The sequence below is a fragment of the Novosphingobium sp. BL-A-41-Hi4A-0G genome (genome assembly GCF_055521735.1).
Genome location: NZ_CM145501.1, coordinates 25,762 through 40,483 on the forward strand (window position 1 = coordinate 25,762; position 14,722 = coordinate 40,483).

At 65.3% G+C, this 14,722-nt stretch carries 21 protein-coding genes; 14 read left to right on the forward strand and 7 right to left on the reverse strand.

Translation table 11 applies throughout. The annotated features are described in order from the left end of the window. Positions 1–77 precede the first annotated feature (77 nt). Genes ACZ1JX_RS00140 through ACZ1JX_RS00150 form a run of 3 tightly spaced genes read left to right on the forward strand, consistent with a single transcriptional unit; the run spans position 78 to position 1,879 of the window. A complete protein-coding gene (locus ACZ1JX_RS00140) occupies positions 78–512 on the forward strand; it encodes a protein tyrosine phosphatase family protein (RefSeq protein WP_465124820.1) in 435 nt (144 codons plus the stop codon). Between the two features lie 27 nt (positions 513–539). After that, the gene (locus ACZ1JX_RS00145) at positions 540–995 is read left to right on the forward strand and encodes an NUDIX hydrolase (protein WP_465124821.1); all 456 of its coding nucleotides are present in this window, start codon (positions 540–542) and stop codon (positions 993–995) included. Beyond that, positions 992–1,879: a sterol desaturase family protein gene (locus ACZ1JX_RS00150; RefSeq protein WP_465124822.1), complete on the forward strand. Its 888-nt coding sequence runs from the start codon at positions 992–994 to the stop codon at positions 1,877–1,879. The genes ACZ1JX_RS00145 and ACZ1JX_RS00150 overlap by 4 nt, the downstream gene beginning before the upstream one ends. A 4-nt stretch (positions 1,880–1,883) precedes the next feature. Here the strand turns inward: ACZ1JX_RS00150 and ACZ1JX_RS00155 are convergent, their stop codons facing one another. The 3 genes from ACZ1JX_RS00155 to ACZ1JX_RS00165 all read right to left on the reverse strand — a co-directional run bounded on the left by ACZ1JX_RS00155 (position 1,884) and on the right by ACZ1JX_RS00165 (position 4,247). Continuing rightward, positions 1,884–2,687 (reverse strand): GDSL-type esterase/lipase family protein, encoded by an 804-nt coding sequence (locus ACZ1JX_RS00155; protein WP_465124823.1) that lies wholly within the window; start codon positions 2,685–2,687, stop codon positions 1,884–1,886. After that, positions 2,687–3,886, reverse strand: coding sequence for a serine palmitoyltransferase (gene spt, locus ACZ1JX_RS00160; RefSeq protein WP_465124824.1), 1,200 nt, complete (start codon positions 3,884–3,886; stop codon positions 2,687–2,689). Before spt ends, ACZ1JX_RS00155 begins: the two co-directional genes overlap by 1 nt. A 121-nt stretch (positions 3,887–4,007) precedes the next feature. Beyond that, the gene (locus ACZ1JX_RS00165; protein WP_465124826.1) at positions 4,008–4,247 is read right to left on the reverse strand and encodes an acyl carrier protein; all 240 of its coding nucleotides are present in this window, start codon (positions 4,245–4,247) and stop codon (positions 4,008–4,010) included. Between the two features lie 142 nt (positions 4,248–4,389). Here ACZ1JX_RS00165 and ACZ1JX_RS00170 point away from each other — a divergent pair, with 142 nt between their 5' ends. Further along, the gene (locus ACZ1JX_RS00170) at positions 4,390–4,974 is read left to right on the forward strand and encodes a Pycsar system effector family protein (RefSeq protein ID WP_465124827.1); all 585 of its coding nucleotides are present in this window, start codon (positions 4,390–4,392) and stop codon (positions 4,972–4,974) included. Between the two features lie 96 nt (positions 4,975–5,070). Here the strand turns inward: ACZ1JX_RS00170 and ACZ1JX_RS00175 are convergent, their stop codons facing one another. Continuing rightward, positions 5,071–5,433 carry a response regulator gene (locus ACZ1JX_RS00175; protein ID WP_465124828.1) on the reverse strand — a complete coding sequence of 121 codons (363 nt, stop codon included), beginning with the start codon at positions 5,431–5,433 and terminating at the stop codon, positions 5,071–5,073. Positions 5,434–5,548: 115 nt separating this feature from the next. Between ACZ1JX_RS00175 and ACZ1JX_RS00180 the strand changes: the two genes are divergently transcribed. Genes ACZ1JX_RS00180 through ACZ1JX_RS00200 form a run of 5 tightly spaced genes read left to right on the forward strand, consistent with a single transcriptional unit; the run spans position 5,549 to position 8,743 of the window. Further along, positions 5,549–5,764 (forward strand): DUF3572 family protein, encoded by a 216-nt coding sequence (locus ACZ1JX_RS00180; RefSeq protein ID WP_465124829.1) that lies wholly within the window; start codon positions 5,549–5,551, stop codon positions 5,762–5,764. Continuing rightward, entirely contained in the window at positions 5,761–6,393 is a 633-nt protein-coding gene (locus ACZ1JX_RS00185; protein ID WP_465124830.1) for an HAD family hydrolase, read from the forward strand. Before ACZ1JX_RS00180 ends, ACZ1JX_RS00185 begins: the two co-directional genes overlap by 4 nt. Further along, positions 6,390–6,857, forward strand: a complete 468-nt coding sequence (locus tag ACZ1JX_RS00190) for a RidA family protein (protein WP_465124831.1) — start codon at positions 6,390–6,392, stop codon at positions 6,855–6,857. Before ACZ1JX_RS00185 ends, ACZ1JX_RS00190 begins: the two co-directional genes overlap by 4 nt. Beyond that, positions 6,829–7,605, forward strand: a complete 777-nt coding sequence (locus ACZ1JX_RS00195; RefSeq protein WP_465124832.1) for a glycerophosphodiester phosphodiesterase family protein — start codon at positions 6,829–6,831, stop codon at positions 7,603–7,605. Before ACZ1JX_RS00190 ends, ACZ1JX_RS00195 begins: the two co-directional genes overlap by 29 nt. A gap of 7 nt (positions 7,606–7,612) precedes the next feature. After that, positions 7,613–8,743 carry a GNAT family N-acetyltransferase gene (locus ACZ1JX_RS00200; RefSeq protein ID WP_465124833.1) on the forward strand — a complete coding sequence of 377 codons (1,131 nt, stop codon included), beginning with the start codon at positions 7,613–7,615 and terminating at the stop codon, positions 8,741–8,743. 27 nt (positions 8,744–8,770) lie between these two features. Here the strand turns inward: ACZ1JX_RS00200 and ACZ1JX_RS00205 are convergent, their stop codons facing one another. Together ACZ1JX_RS00205 and ACZ1JX_RS00210 are read right to left on the reverse strand one after the other, a co-directional pair. Further along, positions 8,771–9,019, reverse strand: a complete 249-nt coding sequence (locus ACZ1JX_RS00205; protein WP_465124834.1) for a hypothetical protein — start codon at positions 9,017–9,019, stop codon at positions 8,771–8,773. Between the two features lie 143 nt (positions 9,020–9,162). After that, positions 9,163–9,501: an SEL1-like repeat protein gene (locus tag ACZ1JX_RS00210; protein ID WP_465124835.1), complete on the reverse strand. Its 339-nt coding sequence runs from the start codon at positions 9,499–9,501 to the stop codon at positions 9,163–9,165. Positions 9,502–10,072: 571 nt separating this feature from the next. On the opposite strand from ACZ1JX_RS00210, the gene dksA reads away from it, so the two are divergent. From dksA to ACZ1JX_RS00230, 4 genes are all read left to right on the forward strand, one after another. Next, complete coding sequence (gene dksA / locus ACZ1JX_RS00215) at positions 10,073–10,531, forward strand: RNA polymerase-binding protein DksA (protein ID WP_144902917.1); 459 nt, start codon at positions 10,073–10,075, stop codon at positions 10,529–10,531. 178 nt (positions 10,532–10,709) lie between these two features. Continuing rightward, a complete protein-coding gene (locus tag ACZ1JX_RS00220; RefSeq protein WP_465124836.1) occupies positions 10,710–11,066 on the forward strand; it encodes a PilZ domain-containing protein in 357 nt (118 codons plus the stop codon). 40 nt (positions 11,067–11,106) lie between these two features. Next, complete coding sequence (locus tag ACZ1JX_RS00225; RefSeq protein ID WP_465124837.1) at positions 11,107–12,585, forward strand: ABC transporter substrate-binding protein; 1,479 nt, start codon at positions 11,107–11,109, stop codon at positions 12,583–12,585. A gap of 5 nt (positions 12,586–12,590) precedes the next feature. Beyond that, positions 12,591–13,019, forward strand: a complete 429-nt coding sequence (locus ACZ1JX_RS00230) for a DUF4112 domain-containing protein (protein ID WP_465124838.1) — start codon at positions 12,591–12,593, stop codon at positions 13,017–13,019. 83 nt (positions 13,020–13,102) lie between these two features. Here the strand turns inward: ACZ1JX_RS00230 and ACZ1JX_RS00235 are convergent, their stop codons facing one another. Beyond that, on the reverse strand, positions 13,103–13,279 hold the full coding sequence (locus ACZ1JX_RS00235; RefSeq protein WP_465124839.1) for a DUF1674 domain-containing protein: 177 nt from the start codon (positions 13,277–13,279) through the stop codon (positions 13,103–13,105). 74 nt (positions 13,280–13,353) lie between these two features. Between ACZ1JX_RS00235 and ACZ1JX_RS00240 the strand changes: the two genes are divergently transcribed. After that, positions 13,354–14,613, forward strand: coding sequence for an RsmB/NOP family class I SAM-dependent RNA methyltransferase (locus ACZ1JX_RS00240; RefSeq protein WP_465124840.1), 1,260 nt, complete (start codon positions 13,354–13,356; stop codon positions 14,611–14,613). Positions 14,614–14,722 lie beyond the last annotated feature (109 nt).

A 14,722-nucleotide genomic window follows, 5' to 3' on the forward strand; every position in this document is an offset into this window, starting at 1 on the left:
CTGGATAGCTGGCTGGCCCTGCCATCCAGTTCAGGACTCGGTGTTTTTGTGCACCCCGACAATCAGGAGGCGGCCTCATGTTTCGCAAGATCGACGAGAAGACTTTCGCCAGCCCCCAGATCGGCGAGGCCGAAGTGGCCTATGCCAAGGCGCTTGGTATCGGGCTCATCGTGAACAACCGCCCCGAAGGCGAATCGGACGACCAGACCCCGGGGGCTGACATCGAAGCCGCCGCGCGCGCCGCCGGGATCGATTATGTCGCCATTCCAGTCAGTCACGCCGGGTTCTCGATGCCGCAAGTCGAGGCGATGCAGCAGGCGCTGGCGAAAGCGGGCGATAAGCCGGTTCTTGCCTATTGCCGTTCCGGCACCCGCTCGACCCTGCTCTGGGCACTCGCGCAGGCCCGCTCCGGCATCAGCCCCGACGAGATCGCCACCAAGGCTGCCGGAGCCGGCTACGATATCAGCCCGATCCGCGCGACGGTCGACATGCTGGCCGCGCAGGCAGGCTGAGGGCTGCAGGCAGGGGGCAAAGCAGACATGACGGAAAGTTCGGGCTTCGACATGGCCCCGGTTCTGGCGCTTCCGGCAGTCGCCAAGGCCTTGCAGGTGCTCGGTTCGCTGGTGGCGATCCTCGTGCTGGCATGGCTCGCCCGGCGGCTGAATCTCGGCGGCGATCCGCGCATTGCCAGCCCCGAAGAGGCCCGCGCCCTTGCTGAAGATGCGATCTGCGGTTTCGATGCGCAGGCTGTTGTCGTCGACCGTGCGGGCATCGGCGCACTTGTCCGCGATGCCGCAAACCGCGTCCTGCTGATCCGCCAGCACGGCAGCCATTTCGCCGCTCGTGAGCTGACCAGCCATGCTGGCGTAAGGCTGGACGGGCGCTTCCTCACCATCACCACCGACGATCGCCGCTTCGGCACGATCACGCTCGATCTTGGCGAGCAGGCCCAGGTCTGGGCCGCCAGCCTGCGCCGCCTGGGGGCATCGGCATGAAACCCATCGACGTCGTTACTTACGCTGTCCCGTTCTTCGTGATCCTCGTGCTTGCCGAGATGATCTGGGCCGCCCGCCGCGCGCCCGAGAAGTACGAGCCGCGCGATACGCTCACCAGCCTCGCGCTCGGCCTCGGCAGCACCGTAGCGGGCGCGCTGACCGCAAGCGTGGTCTTCGCCGCTGCGATGTGGCTTTACGAACATCGCGTCCTGACCGTGCCGAACGTGTGGTGGGCATGGATCGCCTGCTTTGTGCTCGACGATTTCAACTACTACTGGGCCCACCGCACCGGCCACCGCGTCCGCTGGTTCTGGGCGAGCCACGTGAACCACCACTCAAGCCAGCACTACAACCTCTCGACCGCGTTGCGGCAGACCTGGACCGGCTTTTTCGCGCTGTCCTTCGTCTTCCGCATCTGGCCCGCGTTGATCGGGTTCCACCCGGCGATGCTGGTCACGGTCGGCGGCGCGAACCTGATCTACCAGTTCTGGATCCATACCGAGACTGTCGGGCGCATGCCACGCTGGTTCGAGGCAGTATTCAACACGCCTTCGCACCACCGCGTCCACCACGCGACGAACCCGCTCTATCTCGACCGCAACTATGCCGGAGCGCTGATCGTCTGGGACCGCCTGTTCCGCACCTTCCAGCGCGAGCGCGACGACCTTGCGATCCGCTACGGCATCGTCAAGCAGCTCGGCAGCTTCCATCTGCTGCATGCCGCGTTCCACGAATGGCGCGGGATGCTTGGCGACTTCTGGTGCGCGCCCTTGCGCTACAAGCTGTCCTATCTGGTCCGGGCACCCGGCTGGAGCCACGACGGCAGCCGCGAAGGCTCCGACGTGATCCGCGCACGCTGGCTGGAACGTCAGTCGGCGGAATGAAGCCTCAAGGCTTCTTCGCAGCAAGCTTCTCGGCCTCGGCGATCGCCGCCTTGGCGATGGGCTCCATCACCGCATAGCCCTTGGCGTTGGGGTGGATGCCGTCAGGCGCGATGTCGGGGTTCATCCCGCCTTCGGCATTGGCCAGCGCCGAATGGTAATCTGCAAAGACCGCGCCGCGCGCTTTGGCATAGTCCTTCAGCCAACCGTTCAGCGCCACCACCTGCCTAGCTGGCGAGAGCTTCGGCTTCCACGGGAACTTCGCTGCCGGAAGGATGCTGCCGATCACCACGCCGATGCCGTTCGCCTTGGCCAGGTCGACCATCGCTGCGACATGGTTGGTGTACATCTCGGCGCTGTTTGGCCCGGTGTTTCCGGCCAGATCGTTGGTGCCGATCATGATGTGCACGACCTTGGGGCGCAGGCGTACCACGTCCTGATAGAACCGCACGAGGATCTGCGGGCTGGTCTGCCCGCTGATCCCGCGACCCACCGCGCCGGAAACGAACAGCGAAGGCGCCAGACCCACCCAGTTCTCGGTGATCGAGTCGCCGATGAACACCACGCGCGGCGCCTGTGCGATCTGCTTGTCGGCCTCGGCATAGCGGCACTCCCACGCCCAGTCATACTGACGGACGTAAGGATGCCCGAACCACAGGCCCGGCTCGGTCGGGCAGGGCTTCTCGATCATCCCGTCGCCCGGCGGTTGCACCGGAGGCGATGGTGGCGGGAAAGTGGGCGCTGCGGCCCGGTTCTGGGCCAGTGCCGGCGTCGCCGCCACGGTCAGAAGGATCGCCAGCGCCAACCGCATCAGATGATCCCCACGGCCTTCCCGGCGCGTTCGAACATGCCGATGATCGTCTGCACTTGCTCCGCCGAATGCTCGGCGCACAGCGAGCAGCGCAGCAGCGTCATGCCCGCAGGCGTCGCCGGTGGCCGCGCAAGGTTCACGTAGAGCCCTTCATGCAGGAGCGCTTCCCACATCGCCGCGCCGCGCTCTAGATCGGGCATGATCACCGCGATGATCGCGCTCTGCGCCTCGCTGGTGCCAAGCTGGAAGCCCTTGTCGCGAAGACCCTTGTGCAGGGTCTTGGAATTCTCCCACAGATGCGCGCGCTTGTTGCCTGCATGCATCAGCTTGCGGATCGAAGTTGCCGCGGTGTGCACCACGCTCGGCGGAAGCGAGGCGGTGAACACATAGGGACGGCACACCAGCCGCATGATCTCGAACTTGGGATGGTTGGAAACGCAGAAGCCGCCGACCGTGCCGACCGACTTCGAGAACGTGCCGATCACGAAGTCCACGTCCTCGAGGCAGCCCTGGTCCTCTGCCACGCCGCGCCCGTTGGGGCCGATGAAGCCCATCGAGTGCGCCTCGTCCACCAGCACCATCGCGCCGTTTTCCTTGGCGATGCGGATCATTTCCTTGAGCGGGGCGATATCGCCCAGCATCGAATAGACGCCTTCGAGCACCACCAGCTTGCCTGCGCCTTCGGGCACGCGCTTCAGGCGCTTTCCCATCGCCTCGATGTCGTTGTGCTTGAATGGCACCACCTCGGCATCGCCCATCTTGCAGCCGTCCCAGATCGAGGCGTGGCTGTCGATGTCGAGGATGATGTAGTCACCCTTGCCGGCGATAGTGCTGATGATGCCGAGGTTGGCTTGGTAGCCGGTGGAGAACACCATGGCATGGTCCATGCCATAGAACTCCTTGAGCGCTTCCTCGCAGGCGCGGTGCCCGGCGTAGGTGCCGTTGAGCACGCGGCTGCCCGTGGTGCCCGAGCCGAAATCGTCCAATGCCTGCTTGCCTGACGCGATCACATCGGGGTCGAACGTCATGCCCATGTAGTTGTAGGTGCCGAGCAGGATCGTCTCGCGCCCGTTGCACACCGCCACGGTCGGGCTGATCACCCGCTCCATCACCAGGTTGAACGGGTCTTCCACCCCGCCTGCCAGCAGCGCACGGCGCTGCTCGATCAGCGGGTCGAACTTCGAAAACAGGTCGGTCATCTGCGATCTCTTATCCTGAAATCCATCCCACCCCGCTCATGCCGAGCTTGTCGATGCATGTGACGCAGTGCGAGCGTCTTTCGACAGGCTCAGGACGAGCGGTGGCGGGCGGCTGGTTGCCTCAACCCTGAAGCTTCGTCACCGCGTCGATCAGCTGGCCATAGGTCTCGATCTCGGCCTGCTGGTTCATGCTGATGATGATGTCGAAGTCGTCCTCGATGGCCGCCACGAAGTCCATCACCGTCAGGCTGTCCCATTCGAGGTCGCCGGCAAAAGTGGTCGCTTCGGTGACCGTGATGCCCTTCTTGTTGAAGGGTTCGATCAGTTCGGCGATCTTTTCGGCGGTTTGGGCGCGGTCCATCAATTCTTCTCCAAGGAGCAGGAGAGGCCCCCTGCCAGACGATTAAGGCCGAAAAGCGGCCAATGCCGCCGCTTGTCAAGCACGCTGCCTCTGTGTCATCCCCGGAAATACGGATAACCGGCAAAAACGGGCGAGGGGAAACATGGCACAGATTGAGGGAAACACCGATCAGCCCTTGGCGGCACCCTCGCTGCCCTCGCCATCAGGCTACTCCAACCACGCGATCCATCTGGTGCGCACCTCGCAGCAGATCAACCTGACCTTAAGCCAGATGGCCGACGCCAAGGCCTCGATCCTGATGGGCGCGACGTTCCTCGTGTTCACCATCGCCGTGGGCCAGGCCAAGAGCGGGGCGATGCCCTGGTCGCTGGGCGTGCTGGCGCTGTTCGCCTTCATCTCGGCAATGTGCGCGGTCTTCGCGGTGCTGCCCTCGGTCAGCGGCCCGAAGGCGGCCAAGCTGAACGATGGCAAGCCCAACAAGCTGTTCTTTGGCTACTTCACCCACATGGACGAGGGCGAATGGACCGAGTCCATCCTGTCCGAACTCCACGCCGACGAAACCGTGTTCCGGACCATGCTGCACGACATTTATCAGAACGGGCAGGTGCTCCAGCGCAAGAAGTACAAATACCTCGCCTACGCCTACAAGAGCTTCATGGCGGGCCTCTGCCTGACGGTCGTCACCTTCATCATCGAACACGCGCACAGCGTAGCCGCCGCGATGTAACTTCTACGCCCCTCCCGCAGGCGGGAGGGGCATACTTCAGTCCTCCCCTCCCGCAGGCGGGAGGGGTTGGGGGTGGGCAAGGCACCCCCGACCCTCTCAAACCAAAGCGTTCACCGCCGCCATGAACGGCCCGATCGAAACCGGCTTGGCCAGATAGCCTTCCGCCCCGGCAGCCCTGATCGTCTCTTCATCGCCCTTTCCGGCATAGGCCGTCACGGCAAGGATCGGGATCGCCTTCAGCTCGTCGTCGGCCTTGATCGCCTCGATCAGGTCTATTCCTGAGACGTTCGGCAGCTGGATGTCCATCACCACCAGTTGCGGCATGAACAGGCGGGTTTTCTCGATCGCCTCGCGCCCGTCGGCCACCGGCTCGACCTCGAAGCCCTTGGCGCGCAGCAGGTCGCAGAACAGCTTGCGGTTGAGGTCGTTGTCCTCGACAACCAGAATTCTTTTTGCCACTGACACGCCTGTTTCCGAAAGCTCACCGCGCCACCCTTATTGCCCGTGAAAGGCCCTGACAATCATCCGCGAGCCTTCCTCCCCCGTCGATCCCGCCGCGCTGGCGCTGCAGGCATTGGGCTGGGTCCTGTCCGATGGTGACCGGGCAGAGCGCTTCCTCGCGCTCATCGGCCTGACGCCCGATGAGTTGCGCGAGCGGCTGGGTGATCCGGCCATGCTCGGTGCCGTCCTCGATTTTCTCGCCAACCACGAGGCAGACCTTGTCAACGCAGCCTTCGCGCTCGACATCTCGCCCGAAACCCTGATTGCCGCCCGGAAGGAATTGTCATGAGTAGCCGCCCCCTGATCGTCAGCGATTGCGACGAGGTGCTGCTGCACATGGTCGCCCCCTTCCGTGACTGGCTGGGCGAAAGCCAGGGCGTGACCTTCAAGATGGACAACGCCGATTTCTCGAAGGCCCTGCGCTATACGCAAAGCGGTGAACTGGTGCCGCCCGAACAGATCTGGAGTCTGCTCAACAAGTTCTTCGATACCGAGATGTATCGCCAGCAGGCCATCGCCGGAGCGGTTGCCGGCATCAACGCCATCGGCAAGGACGCCGACGTCGTGATCCTGACCAACCTTAACGACCACCGCCGCGACATGCGCGCGCGCCAGCTGGCCGATGTGGGCATCAATGCCCGCGTCTTCACCAATCAGGGACCGAAGGGCCCCGCGCTCAAGGCGATCCTCGACGAGTACAATCCCTCGCGCGCCCTGTTCATCGACGACCTGCCGCAGCACCACGATTCGGTCTCGCAATTGACGCCGGACGTGATCCGCCTGCACTTGTGCGGCGAGCCGCTGCTCGCTCCGCATATCGATTGTGCCCACCAGGCCGGCCACGCCCACGCCCGCATCGATGACTGGGAAGCGGCGTTGCCTTGGATTCTGGAACAAATTCATGGAGAAGACGCGTGACCGATTCTGTTGAAGCAAAGCTGGCCGCCCTCGGGCACACGCTGCCGCAGGCCGCCGCGCCCGTCGCCGCCTATGTGCCCACGGTCGAGGCGAACGGATTGCTCCACGTCTCGGGCCAGCTCCCCTTCATCGATGGCAAGCTCGTCACCGGCCGCCTTGGTGAAGACGTTTCGACCGAACAGGGCACCGCCGCCGCGCAGGCTTGCGGCCTGATGATCCTTGCACAGGTCAAAGCCGCCCTCGGCTCGCTCGACCGCGTGGAGCGCGTGGTCAAGCTCGGCGCCTTCATCAGCTCGACCGGCACCTTCACAGATCAGCCCAAAGTCGCCAACGGCGCGTCGGAACTGATGGTCGCCGCGTTTGGCGATGCCGGAAAGCACGCCCGCAGCGCGGTCGGCGTTCCGGTCCTGCCGCTGGGTGCTGCGGTGGAAGTCGATGCTGTCCTTGCTGTTCGCCCTGCTTGACCGCTGGCTCGTCCCCGCGCCCGATCAGGCGCGGGTCGGCTGGCTGCGAGGCGTGGCTTACGCCCATCGCGGTCTGCATGGCGGCGGTGTGCCCGAAAACTCCCCCACCGCCTTTGCCCTCGCGATCGAGCGCGGCATGGGTATCGAATGCGATGTCCAGCGCACGGCAGATGGTCACGCGGTCGTCTTCCACGATTGGGAGCTTGACCGCCTGACCGCCGAGACCGGCCCGGTGATCGAACGCCGTGCCGATGCGCTGGCAAGGATCCAGCTCTCCGGCAGCACCGACTGCATCCCCACCTTGCGCGCGTTCCTCGATCAGGTCGCAGGCCGCGCTCCGCTCCTGATCGAGCTGAAATCGAAGCGCGACGTCCGCGCCGCCCCCTTGTGCCTCGCCGTCCGTCGCGCGCTCGAAGGCTATCGCGGACAGGTCGCGGTGATGAGCTTCGATCCCCGCGTCAGCCGCTGGTTCGCCCGCCACTCCCCACACATCGTCCACGGCCTCGTCGTGACCGAAGAGGGCAAGCGGACGATTCCTGCCACGCTGAAGCTGCATCTCGCGTTCTGGCAGGGCAGTCCGCAGTTCCTCGCCTGGGACGTCCGCGACCTGCCGAGCAAGTTCACCGCCGCCCAGCGCAAGCGCGGCTTCCCCGTCCTGACATGGACCGTTCGCTCCGCTGACCTGGCCGCCCGCGCGGCCGACTGTGCCGATGGACCTATTGCCGAGGGCGCAGGCGTCGGGGCATGACCCTCGCGTGACCTACACCGCGCGCATTCACAAGTCCGTCTCGGAAATCGCCGCCGAGGACTGGGACCGGCTGGCAGGCGACTGCAACCCCTTCGTATCCCACGCTTTCCTGCAATTGCTCGAGGACTCCGGCTCTGTCGGCGGTCGCTCCGGCTGGTCCCCGCTGCCCATCGTGATCGAAGGCGACGACGGCAAGCCCGCCGCCGCGCTGCCTGCCTATCTCAAGAGCCACAGCCAGGGCGAATACGTGTTCGACCATTCGTGGGCGGACGCCTGGACGAGGGCAGGGGGCAACTACTACCCCAAGCTCCAGATCGCCGCCCCCTTCACCCCCGCCACCGGCCCCCGCCTGCTGCTGGGAGACCGCCCGGACCTTGCCCTCCCGCTCCTGCGTGCTGCCGAACAACTGTGCGACAACAACGGCCTGTCCTCGGCCCACGCCACCTTCATCGAACCCGAACAACTGCCCCTGTTTGAACAGGCCGGTTGGCTCCCCCGCTCGGACATCCAGTTCCACTGGGAAAACCGCGGCTATTCCAGCTTCGCCGATTTCCTCGGCGCACTGAGTTCCGAAAAGCGCAAGAACCTGCGCAAGGAGCGCGCCAAGGCGCAGGACGGCGTCGAGATTCGCCAACTCACCGGCGCTGCCATCCGCCCCGAGCACTGGGACGCCTTCTGGGTGTTCTATCAGGATACGGGCATGCGCAAATGGGGCCGCCCCTACCTGACCCGCGCCGCCTTCGACCTGATCGGCGAGCGCATGGCCGACAAGGTCCTCCTCGTCCTCGCCTTCGATGGCGACGAACCGGTGGCAGGCGCGCTCAACTTCATCGGCAAGGATGCGCTCTATGGCCGCTACTGGGGCGCCGTGGTTGAGAAGCCCTTCCTCCACTTCGAGCTGTGCTACTATCAGGCGATAGACGCCGCCATCGCGCTGGGCCTGTCCCGCGTCGAAGCGGGCGCCCAAGGCGGCCACAAGCTGGCGCGAGGCTACGAACCCGTCCAGACCCTCTCGGCCCACTACATCGCTGACCCGAACTTCCGCAGCGCCGTGGCCGATTTTCTCGAACGCGAACGCGCAGGGGTGGCGCAGGACCAGATGGTGCTGGGCACGAGGACGCCGTTCAGGAAGGGGTGAGAGGAGCCGCGAGCCAGTATAGAGCGCTCAAGATTTTTGATTAGCGCTTCGCGCTTTCCAAATTGCGATCACTGTCTGGAGAATGAAAATGACCGGCGCGCCAAAAATCATCGGCAGGCCAATCGGTGATAGAAACAGGACAAACCAGCCAGCCCATTGCCAGCCGTCATCCCGGTCGAAGCCATACAGACCGAATCCACTGAGGGCCATCAACGCAAAGCTGATGCAGAGGCAGACAAGCCATCCCAGACAGCCTGCTGCTTGGATACCGGGCAAGCTCCTCGGATGAAGCAGGCGCACTGCGCAAGTTTGAATCAGCAAGGCTGAGAGCGGGCACCAAAGCCACCAGAGAAGTTCCAACACGCCGGACACTGACTCGAAATAGCATCCAACGTAGACACCCGGTTAGGGTAATCTGTTCAAGCCGCCGCCCGACCGCTCCGCAGCCATTCCCGCGCCCGGCGCTGGGCCTCGGCGATCTCCCGCGCCGTCATCTCGTCGGCTACATCCGCACGGCACTGTGCAGCTTCGTCGTGCCCGCCAACAGCGGCGAGGTTGAACCACTTGTGCGCCTCGATCAGGTCGCAGTCGACGCCGTGGCTGCCGGTCGAATAGGCCACGCCCAGATCGAACAGCGCGTTGCTGTCGCCGTTCGCTGCGGCTGCCAGACACGTTGCCACCAGCAGGTCGGCAATATCATGCGATTCGGCGATTGGTGCGGCTTCGTCCGCGACCAGCTTGATCCAGGCTTGTCCCATAACCTTTTACCCCCTTCAGGAAGTCCGAACCCCCGGACTTCCGACAAGGCAAAGGTCAACGATCTTGGTCAACAAATGGTTAACGTCACCCGCAATCAGTTTCAGCCGGAAACAGTTTGGGAAAACTCTGTGCGCCCGCTCACCCTTAAGTCGTCATTAATGCATCATATCCGCCTAATACCAACCTGCACTGACCCTGACCCATGAGGACGGTTTCTGGCGGTTATCGGCAAGAAGCGGCCGAAGGGGCGATGTGGTGCATCGTCACGAGGACGCGACGTTGTCCGATAGCCGCCAGAAACCGCCCGCAGGGTTGCCATATCCAGCCCGCTGGACTTCGTCGCAGCCTTGCCACGATGAACCACATCGCGGCTTCGGCTGTTCCTCGCCAGCAAGCTGGATATGGCAATCCTCATGGGTCAGGGTCAGTGCAGGTTGGTATAAGTGCTTGTGCGCGTCACGGGCCAATCCTATAGGCGCGCCAGCAGATGAGCCTGCGCGCTCGCCGGGGAAAACGGGCGGGGAGAATGCAGGCCGGGAGGGGCGGATAGCTTGTTATGCGGAGGGCCGAATGGCTGGGGTCTTGAGTGACGAGATTGACGTTCTGGCAAAAGCGCGACGCGCCCTGCCAGGTGACTATGTTCCTAGTGACAGCGAACCCTACATGAACGAGGCGCAGCAGGATTATTTCCGGCGCCTGCTGCTTGAATGGAAGAAGTCGATCCTCTCTGCCGCCGCCGGCACATTGTCGGCACTGCAGGACGGCCCGATTCGCGAACCTGACCTCAACGACCGCGCTTCGAGCGAGACCGACTGGGGCATCGAACTGCGCACCCGCGATCGCCAGCGCAAGCTGATCGCCAAGATCGATTCCGCCATGCGCCGGATCGATGAAGGCGAATATGGTTACTGTGAAGTGACCGGCGAGCCGATCGGCCTTGGCCGCCTCATTGCCCGTCCCATCGCGACGATGACGGTTGAGGCGCAGGAAGCCCATGAACGCAGAGAGAAAATCTCGCGCGATATGTGATGGACGGGGCTGCCTTCGGGCGGCCCCCCAACCATGACAATCAGGTTAACGCAAGCGCGCGCTAATCCCTTGTTTACCTTGCCCGTTTAGGAAGAAGCGACGAACATGCGCTATGCCCGCTCACGCGGGTGCGGAAGCCTCCGCAGGCGTGGGCAACTAGGGAACGGCAGGACCTTTGGTGAAAAGCATCGACCATCGGCAATTGGGGCGCGACAGCCTGTTCCTGATGGCGGAAGTGCGCCTTGCAGGGTCCGAGGCAGAGCACCGCGTGAAAGTGCGCAACCTGTCGGCCGGCGGCATGATGGCCGAAGGCGCGATGAAGGTGCTGCGCGGCACCCCTGTAGAGGTCAACCTGCGCAACATCGGCTGGGTCGATGGCGTGGTTGCGTGGATCCAGGACAACCGCTTCGGCATTGCCTTTATCGAGGAAGTTGATCCCAAGCTGGCGCGTGCACCGGTCGGCACCGGCCCGTCCACGCCGCGTTTCGTCAAGCCCGCGATCTCCACCCACGTCGGTCCCCTGCGCAAGATCTGACCTTCTGGACGCATCGGGCCTGCTGGCCTAGGCTCCCAGGATGATCCTGCGTCCTGCCGTCATTGCAGCCATGACTCTCGCGCTCTGCGCCTGCGGCAAGTCGCGTGACGGCACGCTCGAGATCGCGGTGATGGGCGATTCCGGCGCGCTCAAGGAACAGGGCCTGCGCCTGTCCCCCGCCGCACAGCTTGTCCGCTCGGCAACGCACGAAGGCCTCGTCGGCTTTGACGAACAGGGCCGAGTCGTCCCCGCTCTGGCTGATCGCTGGATCGTCACCGATAACGGCCAGAGCTACATTTTCCGCCTGCGCGATGGCACCTGGCCGGATGGCAAGCGCATCACCGCCGATGCCGCCGCTGTCGGCTTGCGCAAGACCATTGCGGGACTCAAGGGCAGGGCGCTCGGCCTCGATCTCGCCGCGATCGACGAGGTCCGCGTCATGGCTGACCGCGTGATCGAGATCGATCTGTCTGCCCCGGTCCCCGAACTGCTCACCCTGCTCGCCCAGCCCGAACTCGCCCTCACCTGGCGCGGCAAGGGTACCGGCCCGATGGTGCGCGGCAATGACGAGGCCACCGACGAAAAAGGCGCGCAGGTCTTCACCCTGATCCCGCCCGAACAGCGCGGCCTGCCCACGCAGCCCGATTTCGCACGCCGCGCCCGCAAGCTCGCTCTCACCTTCACCACGCCCGACAAGGCCGTCACACTGTTCAACGATGGCTATGCCGACGTCCTGCTCGGAGGCCGGATCGATACGATCCCGCTGGCCGGCTCCATCGGTCTCACCCGCGGCAACGTCCAGCTCGATCCGGTGATCGGTCTGTTCGGCCTGATGGTCGACAGCACCCAAGGCTTCCTCGGCGCCTCCGCCAACCGCGAGGCGCTGGCCATGGCGATTGACCGTGATGCCCTGATCGGCCGCTTCAACATCGGCGGCTGGCAATCCACCACCCGCGTCGTCTCGCCCGATGTCGAGGACGATCTCGGCACCATCGGCGAACGCTGGCAGGGCATGTCGATGGAGGAACGTCAGACCCAGGCCGCAGCGCGCGTCTCTGCGTGGAAAAGCGGGGGCAGGAGCATTCCCACCCTCAACATCGCAATGCCCGGCGGCCCGGGATCTGCCCGCGTGTTCGAGCAGTTGCAGGCCGATTTCGCCCGCATCGGCCTCTCGATCCGCCGCGTCGGTGAAAGGGACCGCGCGGACTTGCGCCTGATAGACGTGGCCGCGCGCTATGGCCGCGCCACATGGTTCCTCAACCAGCTCTCCTGCACCGTGCAGAAGGCCGTCTGCAGCCCGGTGGGTGACGAGCGCGTGGCCGAAGCCCGCAAGTCCGCCGATCCCGCCGCCCGCGCCGCCCTCCTGTCCGAAGCTGAGGCCGAGATCACGTCGGCCAACGGCTTCATCCCCATCGCCCGCCCCTTGCGCTGGTCGATGGTCCGCAGCGGCACTTCGGGCTTTGCCGCCAACCCGTGGGGCTGGCATCCCTTGCCGCCGATGGCATGGCTCCCCAGATAAGGGGCATGGACCACACTTCCCACGCCGCTCGCCCCCAGCGCCTGCGCCCCGAACTGCCCGGCCTCGGCAACGATGCCGCCTCGGTGCGTCAGCGCGTGGAGATGCTCGAACGCGTGCTCGAACGCAGCTTCACCATCCCCGGCATCCGCCGCGATGTCGGCCTCGATGCCATCGCAGGGCTCGTGCCGGTGCTGGGCGACGTGCTGACCGCCGCGATGGGCGCCTACATCGTCTGGGAAGCGCGCAATCTCGGCCTGCCCAAGTGGAAGCTTCTGCGCATGGGCGCCAACGTCGCCTTCGACACCGCGCTCGGCGCCGTGCCGCTGGTCGGCGACGCCTTCGACCTCTTCTTCCGCTCCAACTCCCGCAACCTCAAGATCCTGCGAGCACACCTCGACAAGCACCACCCCGAAGCCAAGGTGATCGAGGGCTGAAGCGCACAAATCCTCCCTGTTTTTGCGAAGCACAAACGGGGAGGGGGACCACCCGCAAAGCGGGTGGTTGAGGGGGCTAACCCTCAGAAATCAATCGCGATCCCGTTCTTCTCCCAGTCCCCGAACCGCGTCGGGTCGATCCCGTCCGGATCATCCCCACGCTCGATGGCCTTGGGCGCAGGCGCGGGGTGGTTGGTCCAGTGCGCGGGCGGGGTGAAGTCCGCGGGGCGCTTCGTCGCACGGGGAGTGGGCTTTTCCATGCCCTTGCAGATGGCGCGTCTCAGACGGAACTGCAATTGCATATTGGGGCACAAGCGCCGATAGGCTCCCCCTTATGTCCCGTTCCACACCTGCCGACGAAGTCCCCGGCGTCCCCGCCCGCCGCGCCGCGCTGCGGCTGCTCGATGCCGTGCTGCACCGTGGCGATCCGCTCGATCAGGCCGCGCCCCCGGTGCTGCGCGCGATCGAACGCGGCGATGACCGTGCGCTGGCGCTGGCCATCGTGCAGGAATCGCTCCGCTGGATGGCGGATCTCGATGCGCTGATCGATGGCGCGACGAAGCAGGCCTTGCCCGAAGATGCCAAGGTCCGCTCGGTCCTGCGCCTGATGCTGGCTCAGGCCCTGCGCCTGAACCTGCCCGGCCACGCCATCGTCGCCACCGGCCTGCCGCTATTGACCGGTGGCCCGCGCCGCTTGGCCCACGGCGTGTTCTCCGCCGTCACGAAAGGCGGCGCAAAGCTGCCCGAGGCTCCCACGCTCCCGCCCGCCGTCGCCGCGCGCTGGCAGGTCGCATGGCCCGAACGGCTGGATGCGATTGCCCAGGGCCTCGCCGTCCCGCCCCCGCTTGACCTCACCTTGCGTGATCCCTCGCAGACCGAGGCATGGGCCGAACGCCTCGGCGGCCAGTCGCTCGCCCCCGGCCACGTCCGCCTCGCCCGCGCCGGTGCCATCGAAGCGCTCGAAGGCTTCAGCGAAGGGGCATGGTGGGTACAGGATCTCGCCGCCAGCGTGCCCGCGCGCCTGTTGGGCGAGGGCAAGGGCCGCCGCGCCCTCGATCTCTGCGCCGCGCCGGGCGGCAAGACCCTGCAACTCGTCGCCGCCGGCTGGTCGGTCACCGCGCTCGACAAGTCCGCCCGCCGCACCGAACGCCTTGCCGAAAACCTCAAGCGCAGCGGCCTCACCGCCGAGGTCATCGTCGCCGATGCCCTGAACTGGCAGCCCGAAGGCCAGTTCGATGCCATCCTGCTAGATGCCCCGTGCAGCGCCACCGGCACCTGCCGCCGCCACCCCGATGTGCTCCACCGTCAGGCCCACATTGCCGAGCTGACCGCCCTGCAATCCGCCATGCTCGAACGCGCCGCCACCCGGCTCGCGCCGGGCGGCACGCTGGTCTATGCAGTCTGCTCGCTGGAGCGCGAGGAGGGCGAAATTCAGGCCCTTGCCTTTGACGCCCTCACGCCCGCCCCCATCACCGACGCCGAACTGCCCGCCACCCTAACCGCCACCAACGGCCGCTTCCGCTCCGATCCCGGCATGCTGGCAGAACAAGGCGGCATCGACGGCTTCTTCGCAGCGCGGTGGAGGAGGGGTTAGGCCCAAGCGAATCGACGAACGCGCCAGCCCTTCGTCGCCCCATGCCCGCTCGTCCACCTTTCGCATCCGGCACCGAAGTCAACCGTTGGCGCAGACAAGCCGAGAACGT